General features: G+C 45.8%; 9 protein-coding genes. All 9 read left to right on the forward strand.

Annotated elements, in window-relative coordinates; genetic code table 11:
* Window positions 1–260 precede the first annotated feature (260 nt).
* The 9 genes from DW657_RS04410 to DW657_RS04455 all read left to right on the forward strand — a co-directional run bounded on the left by DW657_RS04410 (window position 261) and on the right by DW657_RS04455 (window position 20,824).
* The gene (locus DW657_RS04410; protein ID WP_118311568.1) at window positions 261–3,293 is read left to right on the forward strand and encodes a TonB-dependent receptor; all 3,033 of its coding nucleotides are present in this window, start codon (window positions 261–263) and stop codon (window positions 3,291–3,293) included.
* A 19-nt stretch (window positions 3,294–3,312) separates the two neighbouring features.
* Window positions 3,313–5,118, forward strand: a complete 1,806-nt coding sequence (locus DW657_RS04415; protein ID WP_118311569.1) for a RagB/SusD family nutrient uptake outer membrane protein — start codon at window positions 3,313–3,315, stop codon at window positions 5,116–5,118.
* Window positions 5,119–5,234: 116 nt separating this feature from the next.
* Entirely contained in the window at window positions 5,235–7,754 is a 2,520-nt protein-coding gene (locus tag DW657_RS04420; protein WP_118311570.1) for a glycosyl hydrolase family 8, read from the forward strand.
* A 12-nt stretch (window positions 7,755–7,766) separates the two neighbouring features.
* Window positions 7,767–8,471 (forward strand): acetylxylan esterase, encoded by a 705-nt coding sequence (locus tag DW657_RS04425; RefSeq protein WP_118311571.1) that lies wholly within the window; start codon window positions 7,767–7,769, stop codon window positions 8,469–8,471.
* 20 nt (window positions 8,472–8,491) lie between these two features.
* Window positions 8,492–9,982, forward strand: coding sequence for a family 43 glycosylhydrolase (locus DW657_RS04430; RefSeq protein WP_118311572.1), 1,491 nt, complete (start codon window positions 8,492–8,494; stop codon window positions 9,980–9,982).
* 50 nt (window positions 9,983–10,032) lie between these two features.
* On the forward strand, window positions 10,033–12,639 hold the full coding sequence (gene xyl3A / locus DW657_RS04435; protein WP_118311573.1) for a xylan 1,4-beta-xylosidase: 2,607 nt from the start codon (window positions 10,033–10,035) through the stop codon (window positions 12,637–12,639).
* Between the two features lie 1,136 nt (window positions 12,640–13,775).
* On the forward strand, window positions 13,776–15,347 hold the full coding sequence (locus DW657_RS04445) for an ATP-binding protein (protein WP_118311575.1): 1,572 nt from the start codon (window positions 13,776–13,778) through the stop codon (window positions 15,345–15,347).
* Window positions 15,348–15,438: 91 nt separating this feature from the next.
* Window positions 15,439–18,414 (forward strand): family 43 glycosylhydrolase, encoded by a 2,976-nt coding sequence (locus DW657_RS04450; protein WP_369973463.1) that lies wholly within the window; start codon window positions 15,439–15,441, stop codon window positions 18,412–18,414.
* A gap of 46 nt (window positions 18,415–18,460) precedes the next feature.
* Window positions 18,461–20,824, forward strand: coding sequence for a glycoside hydrolase N-terminal domain-containing protein (locus tag DW657_RS04455; protein WP_369973464.1), 2,364 nt, complete (start codon window positions 18,461–18,463; stop codon window positions 20,822–20,824).
* The last annotated feature ends 94 nt before the right edge of the window (window positions 20,825–20,918 follow it).

Here is a 20,918-nt window from a genome sequence, read left to right on the forward strand (position 1 = left end):
TATTTTCTGTTTCAATTTGTTTCTTTTTAGATAAATATTATATGTCGAAAAGTATTTGATACATAAAATAAACTCGTATATAAAAAAAAATATTAATTTTGCAGCGACTTAGTTAATAAATGCTGCATTAGCAAAAAGTCAGTATGAAGATAGAAAACAATTAATAAATATAAATTTTAACCTATTTTCTTATGAGGAACTTAAGAAAGATTCAAAAGCCGTTAGCTTTACTATCCTTTCTCTGTTTATTCCCAGCGGGAATGTCGGCTCAGAGTATTGTAAAAGGAGTAGTAACCGATCCAAGTGGCGAACCTGTTATTGGTGCAACCGTAAAGGTAAATGGTAGCAAAATGGGTGCAGTAACCGATATGGATGGTAAGTTTAGCATTGATGCTGCGCCAAACGCAACATTAACCATTACTTATATAGGAATGGAACCAAAGACCGTGAAGGTAGAGGCGGGCAAAACCCTTACTATCTCATTAAAGGATGATGCCAAGGTAATTGATGACGTTGTGGTTATCGGTTATGGTGTTCAGAAAAAGAGCGACTTGACTGGCGCCGTTGCATCTATCAAGAGTGATGACATCAAGGGCTTGTCTACAACAGATGCTGGTGCTGCCCTCCAGGGTAAGGCTGCCGGTGTACAGATCATCAACTCGGGTGGTCCAGGTGAGGCTGCCGATATCCGTGTGCGTGGTTATTCTTCTAACAGTGGAAATATCAGTCCATTGCTCATTGTTGATGGTTTGAAGGTTGACAATATCCAGTATCTTGATCCATCTATGATTCAGAGCATGGAGGTATTGAAGGATGCCGCTTCTGCTGCCATCTATGGTGCGCAGGCTGGTAATGGTGTCGTCATCATTACTACCAAGAGTGGTGCTGCCAATGGCGGTAAGGCTGAGATTTCTTATAGCAGCAAGTTTACCATCCAGTCTATTGGTAGAAAGGCTAAACTCTTCGATGCTCCGGAGTATATTTCATACCATAAGTACTTGGGCGACTTGACGGATGATAAGTTGAAGGCTGAGGGATACAATGGAGAGAACACCAACTGGTATGATGAAGCTTTTGAAAATAGTTTGGCTCATCAGCACAGCCTTACCATCCAGGCTAGCAATGGTAAGGGGCGTTTCCTTGCCAACTTGAATATCCTCAATAACAATGGTATCGTCAAGGGAGACAAGGATATTTACAAGCGTTTTACAGGTCAGATTAATGCAGACTACGATGTATATAAGTGGTTGAACATCTCGACAAACACCTCTTTCGAGAAGTGGAAGACCAAGGGTGTGAACAAAGGTTATGGTTCTGTGTTGAACTCTGTTGTTTCTGTAGATCCATTGACACCTTGCTACGTAAGCGACCCTGCTAAGTTGCCAACCAATATTTATAACGCTTATCAGAATGGCGCCCCTGTGATGAGAGATGCTGACCATAATAATGATTTCTATGGTACATCTCACTATGTAGAGGATGCTACTGGTAACCCATTGGCACAGCGCGACCGTGTGGGCTCCTACAACCAGGGTATCAATGTACGTGGTACCGTTGCTGCCAATCTCAAGCCATTCAAGGGCTTTACCTATACATCTCGTTTGGGTTACCGCATCACGCAGAGCAACTACCACAACTATGAGCAGCCATATTTCATCAATACACTCTCCAACTCCTCACAGTACAAGATTGAGGCTCGTACCAACAATGGTCTTTACTATCAGTGGGAGAACTTTGCAAACTATTTGAATACATTTGGCAAGCATACTGTAGGAGCCATGGTGGGTATGTCGTTCACCAAGAACCATTGGGACAACGCTTCCATAGGATCTGAGGGTACGGATATTCTTTCAAACTATGCTCCTAACTATCGTTACATCGACTATTTGCTCGCTGATGCTACAAAGAGCGTAGGCAATGCTCCTAACGACGCTACAGAACTTTCATACTTCGGTCGTTTGTCTTATAGCTACGACAACCGTTATTTCTTGCAGTTCAACTTCCGTCGTGATGCATTTGATTCTTCCAAGCTTTCAAAAGATGCTAGATGGGGTAACTTCCCTTCTGTTTCTGCCGGTTGGAGCATTAGTAACGAAAAGTTCTTTAAGGACCATATCAGCCGTGATGCTGTTTCCTTCTTGAAGCTTCGTGGATCTTGGGGTAAGAATGGTAACGTCAATGTATTGAGCGGTTACAAGTATGCTTCTCCTATTGCCATGAACCAGAGCTTCTATCAGTACAATCCATCTGTCGGTGATGGTAAGTTGTCTTATGGTTCTAAGCCAACAGGTTTGGCAAATCCAGATTTGACATGGGAAACTTCAGAGCAGGTGGACTTGGGTCTTGATGCTCGTTTCTTGAACGACCGCTTGACATTCTCTCTCGACTGGTATCGCAAGAACACCAAGGACCTCTTGGTAGAAATCAACCCTCTTCCTGAAATTGGTGTCAGTAAATATACAGTCAACTCAGGTAAGGTGCTCAACACAGGTTTCGACTTTGAGTTAGGTTGGAAGGATCATATCAATGACTTCAAGTACTCTGTGTCTTTCAACGGTTCTACCTTGAAGAATGAGGTAAAGGATCTTACTTCATTTATCAGCCGTATCGAGGGTATAGGTATCGATGGATTCAACAGCCGTTTGAAGCCAACCTTCGAGGTAGGTCACTCCATTTGGTACTTCCGTGGTTATAAGTATGCTGGTGTAGCTGAGGATGGTAGTGCTTTGTATTATGACAAGGATGGTAACACCACCAACGCTCCAACTGATAACGATAAGCAGGATTTGGGTGTAGGTATTCCTAAGTTTACTTATGGTATCACCCTCAATGCAGAGTATAAGGGCTTCGACTTGACCGTCTTTGGTACAGGTGCAGCCGGCAACAAGATTTATAACTTGATGGTATCTGCCGACCGTCCTCTCTTGAATGGTATCGATGAATATTGGAAAAATTCTTGGACAGAGGGCAATACTGGCGCAAAGTATCCTGATATGAAGAAGGTGGCAACCGACTGGACATTCTTCAGCTCTTCAGCAGCTGTGTTCAGTGGCTCTTACTTCAAGATCAAGCAGATTCAGCTGGGTTACACTTTGCCACGTGTTATCACAAGCAAGATTGGTATCAACGGTGTACGTGTATATTGCTCATTGGATGACTTCTTCACTATCACCAAGTATCCTGGAGCCGACCCTGAGACAGCTTCTATGAACAGTGCTCAGTCTCGTGGTTTTGATAATGGTACTTATCCAACTTCTAAGAAGATGGTATTTGGTATCAATGTAACATTCTAATTATTTAAATGATATAGAAATGAAAAAGTATTTATTATATTCTAGTATATTAGCCCTTGCGTTGACAGGATCAGTATCTTTTACTTCCTGTGAGAGTCAGCTCGATATTGAGCAGAAGGGTGCTACTTGGGAGGATCAGTTCTATAAGACTGATGCCGATGCAGAGGCTGCTTTGGTGGCAGCCTACGAAGGCTTTATGTGTAATGTAGTAGGGCGCCAGCCGGACTTCCAGGGAAGTATGGGTATCTATACTCCTCACAAGTTGATTTTGAACATGTGTGGTGATGATGTTTACTATGCCAGTGGTAACTATGGAGACCATGAGGACGCTGGTTGCCTCAATGAGTTCCGCTATGATACTGATGCCTTGGTTCCAAAGTTGATGTACTCAGGCCTCTATTCTTCGGTGTATACTTGCAACTTGGTCATTAACAAGTTTGCTAATCCAGATACACCAGTCAAGAAGCGTTGTGTGGCTGAGGCTCGTGTGCTTCGTGCTTACGACTACTTCTTGTTGGCAAACTTCTGGGGCACTCCACCATTTGTATTGCATTCTTTGTCAGCTCAAGATCTTCCGTTCAATAGCGACAAGGATCCTGAGCATCCTATGACCCACGAACAGTTGATAGAGTGGGTTGCTTCTGAATGTGAGGAAGCTGCGGCCGATCTTGATGAGCGCAAGAGCAAGGATGACAAGGATGGTGCTGTAAAGGTAACCAAGGGCTTTGCTAATGCATTGGCTGGTAAGGCTTACCTCTTCGCTGGCAAGTATGAACAGGCTAAGACTGCCCTCAAGAAGGTTATCGACTCTGGCAAGTATGCCCTTGTTCCAGGCGACAAGTATATGGACAACTTCCATATTGAGGGTGATGGCGACGAGGAGAAAGTCTTCGAAATCAACTTTGAGTATAATGCAGGTAAAGGTGCGTGGAGTGGCATGATTCAGCGTTCTAGCTGGATGGAGTCTAATGCCATGAACTGGCGTGCTGGTAACTTCGTGGTTTCTCCACAGTCCGTATATAGTGGTATCGATGGTTGGGGTGGCTTAGGTGTACCTCAGTGGTTTGGTGATGAGTTCCATGAGAATGATGGTGATTCTTATCGTTTCAAGGCTACCTTGAAGCACATTGATGATGCCGTTTATAATATGAAATATGCTAAGGAAAAGTTAAACAAAATGACTCCAGAGCAGAAGAAAACCAGCAAGGAAGTGGGCATCAAGGACCAGGTTCAGGGACTTTATGGTAACTCTACTTGGTTGGCATTCAAGACTGTGATGCGTGCAGCTGACTCAGATGGTAAGAAATATGGTGACAACATCCGCTTGAACAACTATCTCGTGATGCGTTATGCCGAGGTTCTTTTGAACTATGCCGAGGCTTGTCTCCAGACTGGCGATCAGGGTGAGGCAAAGAAGTATATTAATGCCATTCAGGAGCGTGCAGGCTCCAAGACCATCAGTGCCTCAGTAGATATGGACGTTCTCAAGAAGGAGAAATCATACGAGTTGTGGATGGAAGGTTGTCGTTGGTTCGACATCAAGAGATGGAAGGATGCCACTGCCATCAATCGCATCAAGAATGCGGGTTCTGATGTACCTCACCTCTTTGACAAGTTGTTCCGCGCACCTCAGGCTTCTGACGAGAAGGTGCACTGGGAGCATGGCACAGAGGCAAATAGCCGCTTCTATACAGTTTCTTCTCATGCAGCAAAGGATGCAGGTTTCACAGTTGGTTACCAAGAGGGAAAACATGATTACTTCCCTTATCCACAAACAGTGAAGAACATGAACCCTAACTTGGTTCAGAATCCTGGTTGGGAATAATGAAGTTGTTTTGTAAATAAAACGTTTTAAGTTTAAAGAACTATAGGTTAGTTTGATAATTAGGGGGTGTTTTGAAAAGAAGCACCCCCTTTTTTCTTCTTTAAAGGAATTTGTATATGAAAACATGGATGTGTGCCTTGATGCTGGCGTTATCGACAGGAGCTTCGGCTCAGAACCCGATTATCAGCGGACAGTATTCTGCTGATCCTACGGCTCGCGTATTCAACGGGAAGGTATATCTTTATCCTTCTCATGATATTCCGAGTCCTATCGAGAAACTGAAGGAATGGTTCTGCATGGCAGATTATCACGTTTTCTCTTCTACCAATCTTACTGAATGGCTGGATCATGGAGTCATCGTTTCGCAGGACAAAGTACCTTGGGTACAGGACGGCAGTTATACGATGTGGGCTCCTGACTGTGTAGAGAAAGATGGAAAATATTACTTCTATTTCCCTGCCGCTCCGAAAGGGGAGGAGAAGGGATTCGGAATAGGTGTGGCTGTTGCCGGCCATCCGGAAGGACCATTTATGCCGATGTGGAAACCCATAGAGGGGGTTCATGGTATAGACCCTTGCGTGTTGATAGATAAAGACGGACAGGCTTATCTCTACTGGGCTGGAGCTGGTTTGCACATGGCTAAGCTGAAACCAAACATGACGGAACTTGCCTCGGAACCAAAACAGGTAGAGGGGTTGCCTGAGGGATTCAAGGAAGGACCGTTTGCCTTCGAACGTAACGGCAAATATTATTTCACCTTCCCTTGGGTACGTGAAAAGGATGGAACCGAAACGCTGGCTTATGCCATGGCTGACCATCCGATGGGACCTTTCACGTTCAAGGGCATCATCATGGATGAGTCGCCTACGAAGTGCTGGACCAATCATCATAGCATCGTGGAATATCAGGGACAGTGGTATCTCTTCTATCATCATAATGATTATTCGCCTAAGTTTGACAAGAACCGCTCGGTGCGAATCGACTCTCTGAACTTCAATCCTGACGGAACGATACAGAAGGTGATACCTACACTAAGAGGTGTGGGATTGACGAAGGCACGTTCGCATATTCAGATTGACCGTTATTCTGCGCTGCAAGGCAAGGGTATCGGTATTGAATATCTGGATAAAAACAATTGTTTTGCCGGATGGAAGACTCTCTTCTCTAAATCGAATACTGCTCTTATATATAATAAGGTGGATTTCGGTAACGAGAAGGTGGAAGAAATCACCGTTCGTGCCAAGTCTTCAAAGGGCGGTGTGCTCGTAGTCAGAGCCGATGGCAAGAAGGGTAATATCATCGCTAAGGTGAAGATTCCGAAATCGGCAGGCTGGAAGAATGTCCGTGCCCAGGTGCTCCATGCTCCTCAGGGCGTTCATGCTCTCCATGTATCCTTGCAGAGTGGAGCCGATATTGAGGTAGACTGGCTGGGCTTTGATGCGTTGCCTTGGGAAAAGGGAGCTTTCGAAACTCATCAGTATCGCAATCTCTTTGCCGAAATGGGCTATAAGCAGGCTGATATTGACAGGAAGGTAAACGAAGTATTCAATGATGTATTCTATGGTAAGAACAAGGTTTATTTCGAAGTAGGCGATTCCATGGGATATGTCAGCGATGTGAAGAACAGTGATGTGAGAACCGAGGGCATGTCGTATGGAATGATGGCTGCCGTGCAGTTTGATAAGAAGGATATCTTCGACCGCCTCTGGCGATGGAGCAAAAGATACATGCAGCATCAGGAAGGGCCTTATAAGGGCTATTTCGCATGGAGCTGCAAGACTGATGGAGCGAGAAATGCGCAGGGAGCCGCATCGGATGGTGAACTCTATTTCGTAACTTCGCTCATCTTTGCATCCAACCGATGGGGCAATGATACGGGCATCAACTATCTGAAGGAAGCGCAGAATATTCTGGATAGCAGCATGCAGAAGGCGGGAATGGACCGCACAGCTCCGCTCATCAATCTCGAACATCAGCTCATCACCTTTACGCCCGATCATTGGGGTGGGAAGTTTACCGATCCTTCTTACCATCTCCCTGCCTTTTACGAGGTTTGGGCTAAATGGGCTAACGATGGACGTTCTCAGTTCTGGAAGGAGTGTGCTGAGAAAAGCCGTGAGTTCCTGCATAAGTGCATCAATGAGAAGACGGGCTTGAACCCGGACTATTGCAACTATGATGGCAGTCTGATGAAGACCGGTCAGTTGCTGGGTGATGCTTTCCGTTATGACTCATGGCGAGTGCCTATGAACATAGCGCTCGATTATTCCTGGGCTTGTAAGGATAAGGAGTGGCAGCAGAAATATGCCAATACGCTGCAGAACTTCCTGTATAGTCAGGGCATTGATTCTTTCCTGGACCAGTATAATGTAGATGGCACAATGGTAGAAGATATTCTGCCGGCAGGTACGGCTCCTAAGGCACTCCGCCATTCCATCGGTTTTGTTGCCACTTCGGCTGCGGCTTCATTGGTCAGCAATCATGTGAAGGGCAGGGAATTCGTCAGTCATTTCTGGAATGCCAAGCATGAGCCAGATAAAGCAGGCTTCTTCGATGGCTACTACGACGGACTGTTGCGCCTCTTCGCCTTCATGCATCTGAGTGGCCGTTATCAGATTATCGAACCTCAAAAATAAAAAGAATAGTCTATGAACAACTTTTTCAATAAAATAGTTAGATTGTTTTGTTTATGTGTATTCCTTTTTGGGCATTCCTCTGCGGATGCCCAAAATAAGGAATTACCTGCAGACATCAATCCTTATTTCGGACCAGTCGGCAAGCAGGCTGTCATGCCTAATGCGGCTGGCTTTATTCAGAGATGGTTGCTCTTGGAGCCAATCTCTATGCCGGTCAAGAGCAATGTCGTTTTTACTGATTCTTATCTGAAGGAGATATTCCATACGCAGTATTTCCCTAAACAGATGGAAACAGTTCCTAAGGATGGAGCCGTCGTGAAGGTGGGCAAGGAAAAACTGAAATGGCATGCGCTGGATAGTAAACTGTTTAATGTGAAGCTCTTCCGTTTCGCTACTTCATTTAAGAAGCCCAAGTATGGTGTCTTGTTCTGGGTGGTTACCGTTATCGATTGCCCTGAGGAGATGAAAGACGTCCGCTTGTCTGTTGGCTCGAATGGTGCTTCCATGTGGTGGCTCAATGGTGAGGAGGCGGTGATGCTCGAAGGCGACCGAAGGATGGTTCGCGATGATGTGGTTTCTAAGAAGCTTACCTTGAAGAAAGGTAGAAATATCCTTCGTGGTGCGGTAATCAATGGTCCTGGTATGAGTGACTTCTGTGTTCGATTCATCGACGGACAGGGCAAGCCTGTCAGAAACCTGTCTATTCAAGTGAAGTAGTGCAATCAATAAAGAAAGTTATGAAACAGAACAATATATTTTTCAGATATTTTAGCCCGATTGCTGTTCAGCAGAAACTTTATGCCGCTGCTTTGGTTGCCTTGTTGTCTTCATCTGCTTACGAGGCAGAAGCCCAGGTTGGCGAACCTTTCATTCATGATCCTTCTACCATTGCCCTATGTGATGGAAAGTATTATACCTTTGGAACGGGTGAAGGTGGAATCTGGTCGGAGGATGGCTGGACCTGGCAGGGTGGTGCTGTTCGTCCCGGCAGAGGAGCGGCTCCTGATGTGTTGAAGATTGGCGACCGTTATCTTGTAGCCTACAGTGCTACGGGTGGTGGATTGGGGGGCAGTCATCGCGGTGATGTCCTGACAATGTGGAACAAAAGTCTCGATCCGAAATCGCCTGATTTCAAATATACTGAACCGGTGGTGGTAGCCTCATCCTTAGATGATGAAGACTGTGATGCCATTGATGCGGGCTTGTTGCTCGACCCTACTACCGGCAGACTCTGGCTCAGTTATGGTACCTATTTCGGATTTATCCGTCTGGTAGAACTCGACCCGAAGACGGGTAAGCGGATGGAAGGCAACGAACCCGTCAATATCGCCATCGATTGCGAAGCTACTGATTTGATTTACCGCAACGGCTGGTATTATCTTCTCGGCACTCATGGCACTTGTTGCGATGGTCCTAATTCTACCTACAATATCGTGGTGGGACGTTCGCGAAAGATAACCGGTCCATACGTAGATAATGTGGGCAGAGAGATGTTGCAGGGCGGTGGAAAGATGGTGATTGCAGCCAATAATCTGAAGACGGGTCCCGGTCACTTCGGACGCTATATTGAGGAAGAAGGTGTGGAAAAGATGTCGTTCCACTATGAGTCTGATTTCAGACAGGGAGGACGAAGCGTGTTGGCTATCCGTCCTTTGTTGTGGAAGAACGACTGGCCTGTGGCTGGTGATGAATTTCATGCCGGAACCTACGAGATAGAATCGGAACGAAGAGGCTATGCCCTGGAGATTGCCGTAGATTTCGTGAGAATGCAACGTGATATCGAACCTTTCTGGATCAAGCCGACCAAGCCTCTGAAGAATATCGAGCCTCAGACCTTGAAGGAGGTAGAGGCAGAATGGCCTAAGGACGAGGTGAAGGTAAGAATGAACGATTACATGTTCCGTCCTCATCAGAAGTGGAGTATCATGCCTGCCGGAAAGGGTGGTTATCTGGGTGGTCCTTATTATAAGATCTGCATAGAAGGCACTACCCGCTATCTTACTGCAACCACTCAGCATGATGTCATTGCCAAACCTGAGTTTACGGGTGAAGATGCCCAGCTTTGGCGCATCGAGCAGCTTACCGATGGCACCTATCGCATCATGCCAAAGGCAGTGCCAGGCACAGAAGAGAAACTGGCATTGGTTTCACTCGGCGACTGTACCCCAGGTCTGGCTCCCTTCGATTTCAACAGCGATAATTCTAAATGGAATTTCAGACAACAATAAATTCATGATGAATCCCAATTTAATATGCTAATAGCTTAATAGTAATTACAATGAACAAGAAAGTTATATACGCAGCTTTGATGTTTGTGCTGACTATGTCATCCGGCAATGCTTCTGCACAGCAGTTTCCTTATCAGAATCCAGCCCTCTCGGCTCATGAGAGAGCGGTAGATTTATGTGGTCGTCTCACTTTGGAAGAGAAAGCTTCTCTGATGCTGGATGATTCGCCGGCTATTCCGCGATTGGGAATCAAGAGATTCCAGTGGTGGAGCGAAGCACTGCATGGTGTGGCGAACATGGGAGATGTAACCGTCTTTCCGGAACCTATCGGAATGGCTGCTTCGTTTAACGACAGAATGGTGTATAGAGTCTTTGATGCAACATCTGATGAGATGCGTGCCAAATGGAATGAACTGCAGCAGAAGGGAGGAGATGTAACCCGTTTCCATGCCCTCTCTGTCTGGACTCCAAACGTGAATATCTTCCGTGATCCTCGCTGGGGACGTGGACAGGAAACCTATGGTGAGGATCCTTATCTTACCAGTAGGATGGGATGTGCCGTGGTGCGCGGATTGCAGGGACCTGAAGATACGAAATACCGCAAACTCTGGGCTTGTGCCAAGCACTATGCAATTCATAGCGGACCTGAATGGGCTCGCCATACAGACAATATTACCGATGTTACACCGCGCGACCTTTGGGAAACTTATATGCCAGCCTTCAAATCACTGGTGCAGGATGCCAAGGTGCGTGAGGTGATGTGTGCCTATCAGCGTTGGGATGATGAGCCTTGTTGTGGCAACACCCGCCTTTTGCAGCAGATTCTCAGGGATGAGTGGGGATTCAAGTACCTGGTAGTTTCCGACTGTGGTGCTGTTACTGATTTCTGGGAGAATCATAAGGTTTCGAGCAATGCCAGAAATGCAGCAGCTAAGGGCGTATTGGCTGGAACCGATGTAGAATGTGGATTTAATTATGTATATAAATCGGTGCCTGAGGCTGTGAAGTATGGTGCCCTGACTGAAGAAGAAGTTGATAAGCATGTAATTCGTCTGCTCGAAGGTCGTTTCGACTTGGGTGAGATGGATGACAACAAGATAGTATCATGGTCGAAGATTCCAGTATCTGTGCTTTGCAGCAAGGCGCATCGCCAGCTCTCGCTCGATATGGCTCTGCAGACCATGACGCTGCTCCAAAACAAGAATGAGGTATTGCCTCTCGATAAAAAGGTAAAGAAGATTGCTTTCATCGGACCAAATGTGGATAACGAACCGATGATGTGGGGAAACTATAATGGTACTCCACGACAGACAATTACCATCCTGGATGGTATCAGAAGTCGTTTGAAGAAAAACCAGGTTGTCACCTTTAATGGATGCGACTTGGTGAACGACCAAGTTTTGAATTCTTACTTCGACCAGTGTAGCATGGATGGCAAGATGGGCTTTAAGGGCACTTTCTGGAACAATCGCAAGATGGAAGGCAAGCCTGTTGTCATCACCCAGGAGAAGAATCCTGTGCAGGTAACGACCTATGGTCAGCACTCCTTCGCTCCTAATGTGAAGCTGGTGGGCTTCTCTGCAAAATATGAAACCGTGTTCCGTCCTAAGCAGACAGACAAGGTGTTGCTCGACGTGGCTGGTTGCGGTCACTACGAGGTTTATCTGAATGGTGAGAAGAAGGCAGAGCATTCTATCTGGCGCACTACCGAGAGTCGTATCGAGTTCCAAGCCGAGAAGGGCAAGGAGTATAAGATAGAGATTCGCTATCACGAGATGCCTAACTATAATGCGGACATGAAGTTCAATATCGGGCATGAGAATCCTATCGACTATCAGGCTTCGCTCAAGCAGTTGAAGGATTGCGAGACAGTAGTCTTCGTAGGTGGCATCTCTCCACAGTTGGAAGGTGAGGAAATGCCTATCGAGATTTCTGGCTTCAAGGGTGGTGACCGCACCAACATCGAATTGCCTAAGGTTCAGCGCAATTTCCTGAAGGCTTTGAAGGAGGCGGGCAAAAAGGTTGTCTTTGTCAACTGTTCGGGTTCGGCTATCGCCTTGACTCCAGAGACAGAGAGTTGCGATGCCATTCTCCAGGCCTGGTATCCTGGTCAGGAAGGTGGAGAGGCAGTGGCTCGTGTACTCTTCGGGGAGTATAATCCTGCCGGCAAGTTGCCTATTACGTTCTATAAGAATTCTGAGCAGTTGCCTGATTTCAAGGATTACAGCATGAAGGGCAGAACCTATCGTTATATGAACGATGCGCTCTTTCCATTCGGATATGGTTTAAGCTACACTTCTTTCCGTATTGGCGATGCTACACTTTCTAACTCTATCTTGAAGAAGGGTGAAAAGATTACCTTGAAGGTGCCTGTAAGTAATGTTGGCAAGAAAGATGGAACCGAGGTGGTACAGGTGTATGTGAAGGATCCTGCCGATACCGAAGGACCATTGAAGAGCTTGAAGGCTTTCGAAAGAGTGGAGGTGAAGGCAGGAAAGACTGCTGAGGCTGTCATCACGCTGGATAGCAGGATTTTCGAACTCTTTGATGCTGCAACCAATACCGTCCGTGCCAAGGCAGGAAAGTATGAGGTTTATTACGGCAGCAGTTCGGCTGATAAGGATTTGAAGAAACTGGATGTTTCTATTGAATATTAAGTAACTTGAGAAAATCATCAAGGAGCTGAGTAAATATGAAAAGAGGGTGTGTCTTGGACTTTTGACACACCCTCTTTCTGTAATCAAGGATTCTCAATCAATAGAGCATCCATATTGTTCTTTATGGGTGCAAATATACAAATTAAATACGAAATTGCACTCTGCTCAGTGCACTTAATCCTTCTTTTCGCACACGTATAATTTTTTTAGAAAAAAAGTCTCATAGTCTCATTTTTAGCCGCAAATATCACGTTATATTGTTGATATAAAGATATTTATAACTAATGAGACTTCTTGCAAAAAGTAGAAAGAAGTATCATAGAAGTATCATTAAAAATCATAGAAGTATCATTAAAGATAATATAATGTATGCGAAAAGCCAGTTTAAACATCAGAAAAAGTCATTTTAAGCATCGCAAAAATGCATTTTAAATATCGCAAAGAATCAAAAGAATATTGCCCAAAAATGAGTCCGATGTTTGGGCACTCGTTGCCCGCGTTATGGGCAGTGGTTGCCCAGCACAGGGGCTGTCGATGCCCACTTGGTGGGCTACGGATGCCCGTGTAACGGGCACAGGCAGACCAACCGAAGGGCATAGGGGGATCATCTGATGAACTGACTTTTCCTGATTTCAATAGACACTTTTTTACTTTATAAACTAGAAAGGTAGACACTATCAATTTCATAAAACTGAAATAGTAGACGCATTAGCTAAAAGTGCAGTCAATGATACTTCTATGATACATCAATGAGACTTCTCGGCGCTAAAACAGAGAAGTCTCATTGTTGCTAATTCTTTATATAACAAGTGCTTAAGCCATATTTTTCAAACAAAAATGAGACTATGAGACTTTTTTCGCTAAAAAACTTTTTCACGTAAGCGATCGGTACCTATAAAAGATGAAAAACTCCCAAAAAGTTTGGAGATTTAACCAAAACACCTCATCTCATTTTATGACGCATCCTCTTCTTACTTGTTACATCCTATAAACTCTTTGATAGACGTTGATAGAGTGATAAAATTCCCTTCAAGGTATTGGATACACAGTTCAATACAGAATAAATCCCGAAATCGCTTGGCGGTTTCGGGATTTTTGCTTATCTTTGCCAACGTTAATGGTAAATAGTTGATAATATGGCAACGAAGTTATATCCAATAGGCATGCAGACCTTCTCTGAGATTCGAGAGGAGGACTTTCTCTATGTAGATAAGACGGAGTTCATTTATCGTATGACTCATACGAGTGGAAAGTATTTCTTCTTGAATCGTCCACGTCGTTTTGGCAAATCTCTTTTGGTTTCGACTTTTGAGAGTTACTTCGAGGGAAAGAAGGAACTCTTTAAGGGGCTTGCCATCGAAAAGCTAGAAAAAGATTGGACGGAATATCCTGTGCTTCATTTTAGTTTGGCAGGTGGAAAGCACATGGAGAAAGACCAATTGGTGTGCTATCTCTTATATATATTAAAGGTAAATGAAGAAAAATTTGGCATCGTCAATGATTCTCCTGACCCGAATGTCCGTATGCTTAATTTAATAAAAACGGTATATGAGCAGACTGGGCAGAAGGTCGTTGTGCTCATCGATGAATACGATGCTCCTTTGCTTGATGTGGTGCATGAAGATACTAGCTTGGATATATTGAGAGAGGTGATGCGCAATTTCTATAGTCCCCTAAAGGATAGCGACCGAATGCTGCGTTTCGTCTTCTTGACAGGCATCACAAAGTTCTCGCAACTTAGTATCTTCAGTGAACTCAATAATATCACAAATGTGAGTATGGATACAGAATATGCTGGCATTTGCGGCATTACCAAGGAGGAACTTGTGACAGAAATGCATGAAGATATTCAGCAGATGGCAGATGTGTTGGGCTTGTCGTATGATAAAACTTTGGAAAAGTTGAAGGAAAATTATGATGGCTATCATTTCGCTTGGCCTTCTTCTGCCATATTCAATCCATATAGCTTGCTCACTTGCTTTTCAAAGCGAAAGGTTGATTCCTATTGGTTTGGCTCAGGCACTCCTACCTATCTCCTTAATATGATGCGGAAATATGACTTTACACCGATTGACCTGGGTGAACAGATGGATGCATCAAAGGATGATTTCGATGCAGCCACTGAGACGATGACTACTATTATGCCTTTGCTTTATCAGAGTGGTTATATCACAATCAAGAATTATGATCCGGAAACGGAACTCTATACCTTGGCTCTGCCTAACAAAGAGGTGAGGATAGGTTTGTATCGCAGTATGTTGCCGCATTATTTGGCGGCAAAGTCTGCAATGTGCAATACGACCGTGGCCAAGATGTCGGCTCTTATCAATAAGGGTAATATGGATGGTGCTCTTCAGCTATTGAAAACGTTCTGGGAGACGGTACCTTATTGCGATAATACCGATTATGAGGGGCATTATCAGCAGACAATGTATATCATCTTTGCCCTGCTTACGAATTTCCGTATATTGGTGGAACAGCATACTTTCCGGGGAAGAACAGACATTACGATGGAAACAAAGGATACCATCTATGTGATAGAACTGAAATTTAATAAGTCGGCACAAGAGGCTCTTGATCAAATCAACAACAAGCATTATGCTGATGCTTTTGCCCTAAAAGGCAAAAACGTGGAAAAGGTTGGTATGAACTTTATGATTGATGAAGATAAGACTATCGTATTGGATTGGTGGAAGTTTGGGGAGTAAGATAAACTTAATAAAGTTTTTGAAACATTCTATAAAGTCATTATGATTATTTTTTCGTAATTTTGCAGCATTAAACGAAAAAACAATCATAATGATGAATACAACGAAAATCTTGGCTCTCAGAAAGCCGTTACTGATAAGCGCATGCCTGCTTGCCATGCAGGGTGCTGCCTATGCACAGAACCCAATCGTACAAACACAGTTAACTACCGACCCGGCACCTCTGGTTGTCGGAGACCGTCTCTATGTATATACCGGTCATGACGAAGATAAGGCTGACTTCTTCTGGATGAACGAATGGCGTGTCTATTCTACCAAAGATATGGTGAACTGGACAGACCATGGTTCTCCGCTCGACCTCAGTTCTTTTTCCTGGGCAGACGACCGTGCCTGGGCAGCACAGACCATCGAACGTAATGGTAAGTATTACTGGTATATCTGTGCGCACTCTAAACTGTCGGGCGGAATGGCTATCGGCGTAGCTGTGGCTGATTCTCCTACCGGTCCGTTCAAGGATGCGCTGGGCAAACCGCTTTTTGATAATGGAAGTTGGGACAATATCGACCCAACGGTTTGGATGGATGAGGATGGACAGGCTTATCTCTATTGGGGTAATCCGCATCTTTACTATGCCAAACTGAATAAAGATATGATCAGCTTCAAGGGTGGTATAGATGCTAAGGCAGCTGTTGATGAAAAACGTGAAGTGGGCAGAATCGTGATGACTGAGGAGGGATTCGGTTCGCCTGACGTGGAGAAGCGTGATTCTACCCGAAAATATAAAGATTGCTACACAGAGGGACCTTGGTTCATGAAGCGTGGCAAGAACTATTATATGCTTTATGCTGCAGGTGGAGTGCCTGAGCATATCGCTTATTCCATGAGCAAGAAGCCTTTCGGACCATGGAAGTATATGGGCGAAATCATGCCATTGGAAGATACGGGTTCCTTTACCAACCATTGCGGTGTGACCGACTTCAAGGGCAAGTCTTATTTCTTCTATCATACGGGTAAACTGGGTGGCGGATTCGGACGCAGTGTGGCTGTGGAAGAATTCAAATACAATGCCGACGGTACCTTCCCAATCATCCATCATACCCAGGAAGGAGTGGCTCCTATCGCAACCCTCAATCCTTACAAGCGTCAGGAGGCTGAAACCATCGCTTTCTCTAAGGGAGTGAAATCGGAGCAGACCGATGATACGGGTGTTTATATCTCTGAAATTCATACAGGTGATTATATCAAGGTACGTGAGGTGGATTTCGGAAATGAGAGTCCGGATGCATTTGCCATCTCTGCTGCGTGCTCATCGCTTGGAGGTTCGCTGGAGGTTCATCTCGATAAGGAAGATGGCGAACTGATAGCTAAACTTGATGTTACCAAGACGGGTGGCTGGGAAAAGTGGAAGACTTTCTCGGCACAAATGCTAAAGAAAGTGACAGGAAAGCATGATATATACTTCGTGTTCAAGGGATTGAAGGGAAGCAAACTCTTCAATTTTGACTGGTGGAAGTTTGAGAAGAATTTCGCCAATCCAGTGGTTTGGGCTGATGTGCCTGATGTGGATGTAATCCGTGTGGGTGACAGCTTCTATATGGTAAGCACCACCATGCATCTAATGCCGGGTGCGCCTATCATGAAATCGAAGGATCTGGTGAACTGGGAAACCGTGAACTATATCTTCCCTAAACTTACCGATTCGCCTAAGTATGACATGAAGGAGGGTACGGTGTATGGTCGTGGTCAGTGGGCCACTTCGCTGCAGTATCATCGTGGCAAGTTCTATGCGCTCTTTGCTCCGAATGATAATCCTGGTGGAGAGACTTATATCTGTACAGCCGATGATATCGAAGGCAAATGGACTATCCACAGCCGTTTGCAGCATTTCCATGATGCCGCTCTCTTCTTCGATGACGACGATAAGGCATACGTGGTTTATGGAACGGGAGAGATGGTGCAGCTGAATGCAGACTTAACTAATGTAGTGCCTGGCAGCCATCGTAAACTCTTTGAGCGTGATGCTGATGAAACGGGTTTGCTCGAAGGCTCCCGCATGATCAAACACAACGGCAAGTATTATCTCCTGATGATTTCGTGGCCACAGGGACATCCTCGTCGTGAGGTTTGCTATCGTGCTGATAAGATAACGGGGCCTTACGAAAAGAAGGTGATTCTGGAAACGGAGTTTGCCGGATTCAACGGCGTGGGACAAGGTACGATTGTAGATGATAAGGATGGCAACTGGTATGGCATCGTATTCCAAGACCGTGGTGGTGTGGGCAGAGTGCTCACGCTGGAGCCATGTACCTGGAAGGACGGATGGCCTATGCTGACCGATGAGAAGGGCAATATTCCTGCCGAGATGCAGAAGCCTGTGCTGGGCTACGATGGCAAGGGACTCGTGTATAGCGACGATTTCTCGAAGGATAAACTGGAATTGCAGTGGCAGTGGAACCATAATCCTGTGGATAATGCCTGGTCGCTCACAGAGCGCAAGGGCTGGCTCCGTCTGAAGACATCCCGCATCGTTCCTAATATCTTCCTGGCTCCCAATACCATCAGTACCCGTACCGAAGGACCAACCTGCGAGGGAATCATCAAGATGGATGTGAGCAAGATGAAAGATGGCGATGTGGCTGGTCTGTCAGCTTTCCAGGGTGATGCGGCTTTGCTCTCTATTGTAAAGGAAGGCAAGAAACTCTTTGTGGTGGGTACCAAGGAGAGTGTAGCTTTGACTGAAAAGGAAAAGGCTGTGACCGATGTGAAGCGTGAGGAGGTGTATCGCCAGCCTTTGAATCTGAAGCAGGATAAGGCAACGAAATCAAGCATCATCTATCTGAAGATGAGCTGCGATTTCCGACTTCATCAGGATTTTGCTACCTTATTATATAGTGTAGACGGCAAGACCTGGGTTCCTGCCATCAAGGATTTCAAGATGCAGTATGATTATCGCCGCCTCTTTATGGGAACCCGCATCGCCATCTACAACTATGCCACAAAGGCTGCTGGTGGATATGTGGATGTGGATAGTTTTGAGTATCAAAAACAGAATAGTAGTGAGAAATAGAATAATAGTGGGAACTATGGCTTTGGCGTTCCTTCTTCCGGTAAAGATGATGGCTAAGGCTAGCAGTTCTGATAATAGCACCCTACTTTGGTATAACGCCCCAGCCCAGCAGTGGCTGGAGGCTCTGCCTATCGGAAACTCTCATCTGGGAGGTATGGTGTATGGCGGAACCACGGACGAGAATATCCAGTTGAATGAGGAGACTTTCTGGAGTGGCGGTCCTCATAACAACAATAGTAAGAAATCCCTGGAGAATCTGCCAAAGGTGAGGAAACTCATCTTCAATGGAAGGGAAGAGGAGGCAGCGGCTCTCATCAACCAAACCTTCATCCCTGGACCTCATGGCATGCGCTTCCTGCCGATGGCAAATCTGCATATCACCATGAAGAATCAGGGAAAGGCTGAGCAGTTTGTGCGCAACCTGGATTTGAAGAGGGCGATTGCCACGACTTCTTTCGTGATGGATGGCGTAAGATATACCCGTACTACCTTTGCTTCGCTGGCTGATGGCGTCATCGTTTGCCACATCAAGGCGAGTAGAAAGGGTGCCCTGAATATTGATGTTACCCTGGATTCGCCTTTTGAACATCAGACTCAGAAAACGCCTTCAGGGGTTATGCTGAAGGTGAAGGGACAAGACCAGGAGGGTATCAAGGCAGCTCTTGCTGCCGAATGTGTAGCAGATGTAAGGACGGATGGCACCGAGACAACCATCATCGTGAGTGCTTCCACTAATTTTGTGAACTATCACGATGTGTCGGGCAATGCAGCCCAGCGCAATGCTGACTATATAAATAAGGTGAAACTGATGAGCTATGCACAGTTGGAGAAACGCCATGTGGAGGCTTACCAGAAGCAGTTCGCTACTTCTTCTCTGGTTCTGCCAACCGATATCAATGCTTCGTTGCCTACCAACCAACGCCTGGAGAAATTTGCGGGCAGTAAGGATATGGCGATGGTAGCGCTGATGTATAACTATGGTCGCTATCTGCTCATTTCCTCTTCCCAGCCTGGTGGACAGGCGGCAAACCTGCAGGGCGTTTGGAACAACAGCAAAAATGCACCTTGGGACAGTAAATATACCATCAACATCAATACGGAGATGAATTACTGGCCTGCCGAGGTAACGAATCTCGGTAACACCACGGAACCTCTGTATTCGCTGATTAAGGATTTGAGCGTAACGGGAGCACAGACGGCTAGGGAAATGTATGGTTGTCGTGGCTGGATGGCACATCATAACACCGATATCTGGCGCATAGCAGGTCCGGTGGACGGTGCGCAGTGGGGCATGTTTCCGAACGGCGGAGCCTGGCTCACCACCCATCTCTGGCTGCATTATCTCTATACGGGCGACAAGGCTTTCCTCAAGCAGTGGTATCCAGTAATAAAAGGTGCTGCTGAGTTCTATCTCGACTATATGCAGAAGTTGCCGGGCACCGAATGGAAGGTAACCGTGCCGTCGGTGAGTCCGGAACAGGGACCTATGGGTAAGAGAACTGCCGTAACGGCTGGTTGCACGATGGATAACCAGATAGCCTTCGATGCCTTAACCAGTGCTGTGAAGGCTTCTGAAATATTGGGTATTGATGAGGCTGAGCGCAAGGAGATGCAGCAGTTGGTTTCGCAGATTCCGCCGATGCAGATAGGAAAGTACGGACAGTTGCAGGAGTGGCTTGTGGATGCGGATGATCCGAAGAATGAGCATCGCCATATCTCGCATCTCTATGGATTGTATCCATCCAATCAGATTTCTCCTTTCTCTCATCCGGAACTGTTCCATGCCGCAGCCACCACTCTGAAGCATCGTGGCGACCAGGCTACGGGCTGGAGTCTGGGTTGGAAAACGAACTTCTGGGCACGTATGCTCGATGGCAATCATGCTTTCAGAATCATCAGTAATATGCTTCGCCTGTTGCCATCTGATGCGCAGGCAAAGGAATATCCTGATGGCAGAACCTATCCGAATCTCTTCGATGCCCATCCGCCATTCCAGATTGACGGTAACTTCGGAGTAACAGCCGGCATCGCAGAGATGCTCCTGCAGAGTCATGATGGAGCCGTGCATCTCTTGCCTGCCTTGCCTGATGCCTGGAACGAGGGAAGCGTAAAGGGACTTCGTGCCCGTGGCGGCTTTGTGGTGGATATGGACTGGAAGAATGGCAGACTGATGAAGGCGAAGATTCGCTCCACCATCGGAGGTGTGCTGCGTCTCCGCTCCTACGTTCCGCTTAAGGCGAAGAATCTGAAGAAGGCTGAAGGAATATGTCCCAATATCCTTTTTGCATCTGCAGAAGTGAAGCCTGTAATGGAACAGCATCGGATAGCAGAAGGAGTGAAGGCCCCTATTCCTGACGTATATGAATATGACTTGGAAACAGAACCAGGAAAGACTTATCTGATTAAATAATGTTCTAAAATTACATTTGTTGCCATAAAAGTATCATTTTGTCCACCTCTGTTTGGATAATTATTCGTACTTTTGTGGCAATATTTTTTATAAT

Origin of the sequence: Prevotella sp. AM23-5 (genome assembly GCF_003473645.1) — a bacterium.
GTDB classification, from domain to species: domain Bacteria; phylum Bacteroidota; class Bacteroidia; order Bacteroidales; family Bacteroidaceae; genus Prevotella; species Prevotella copri_A.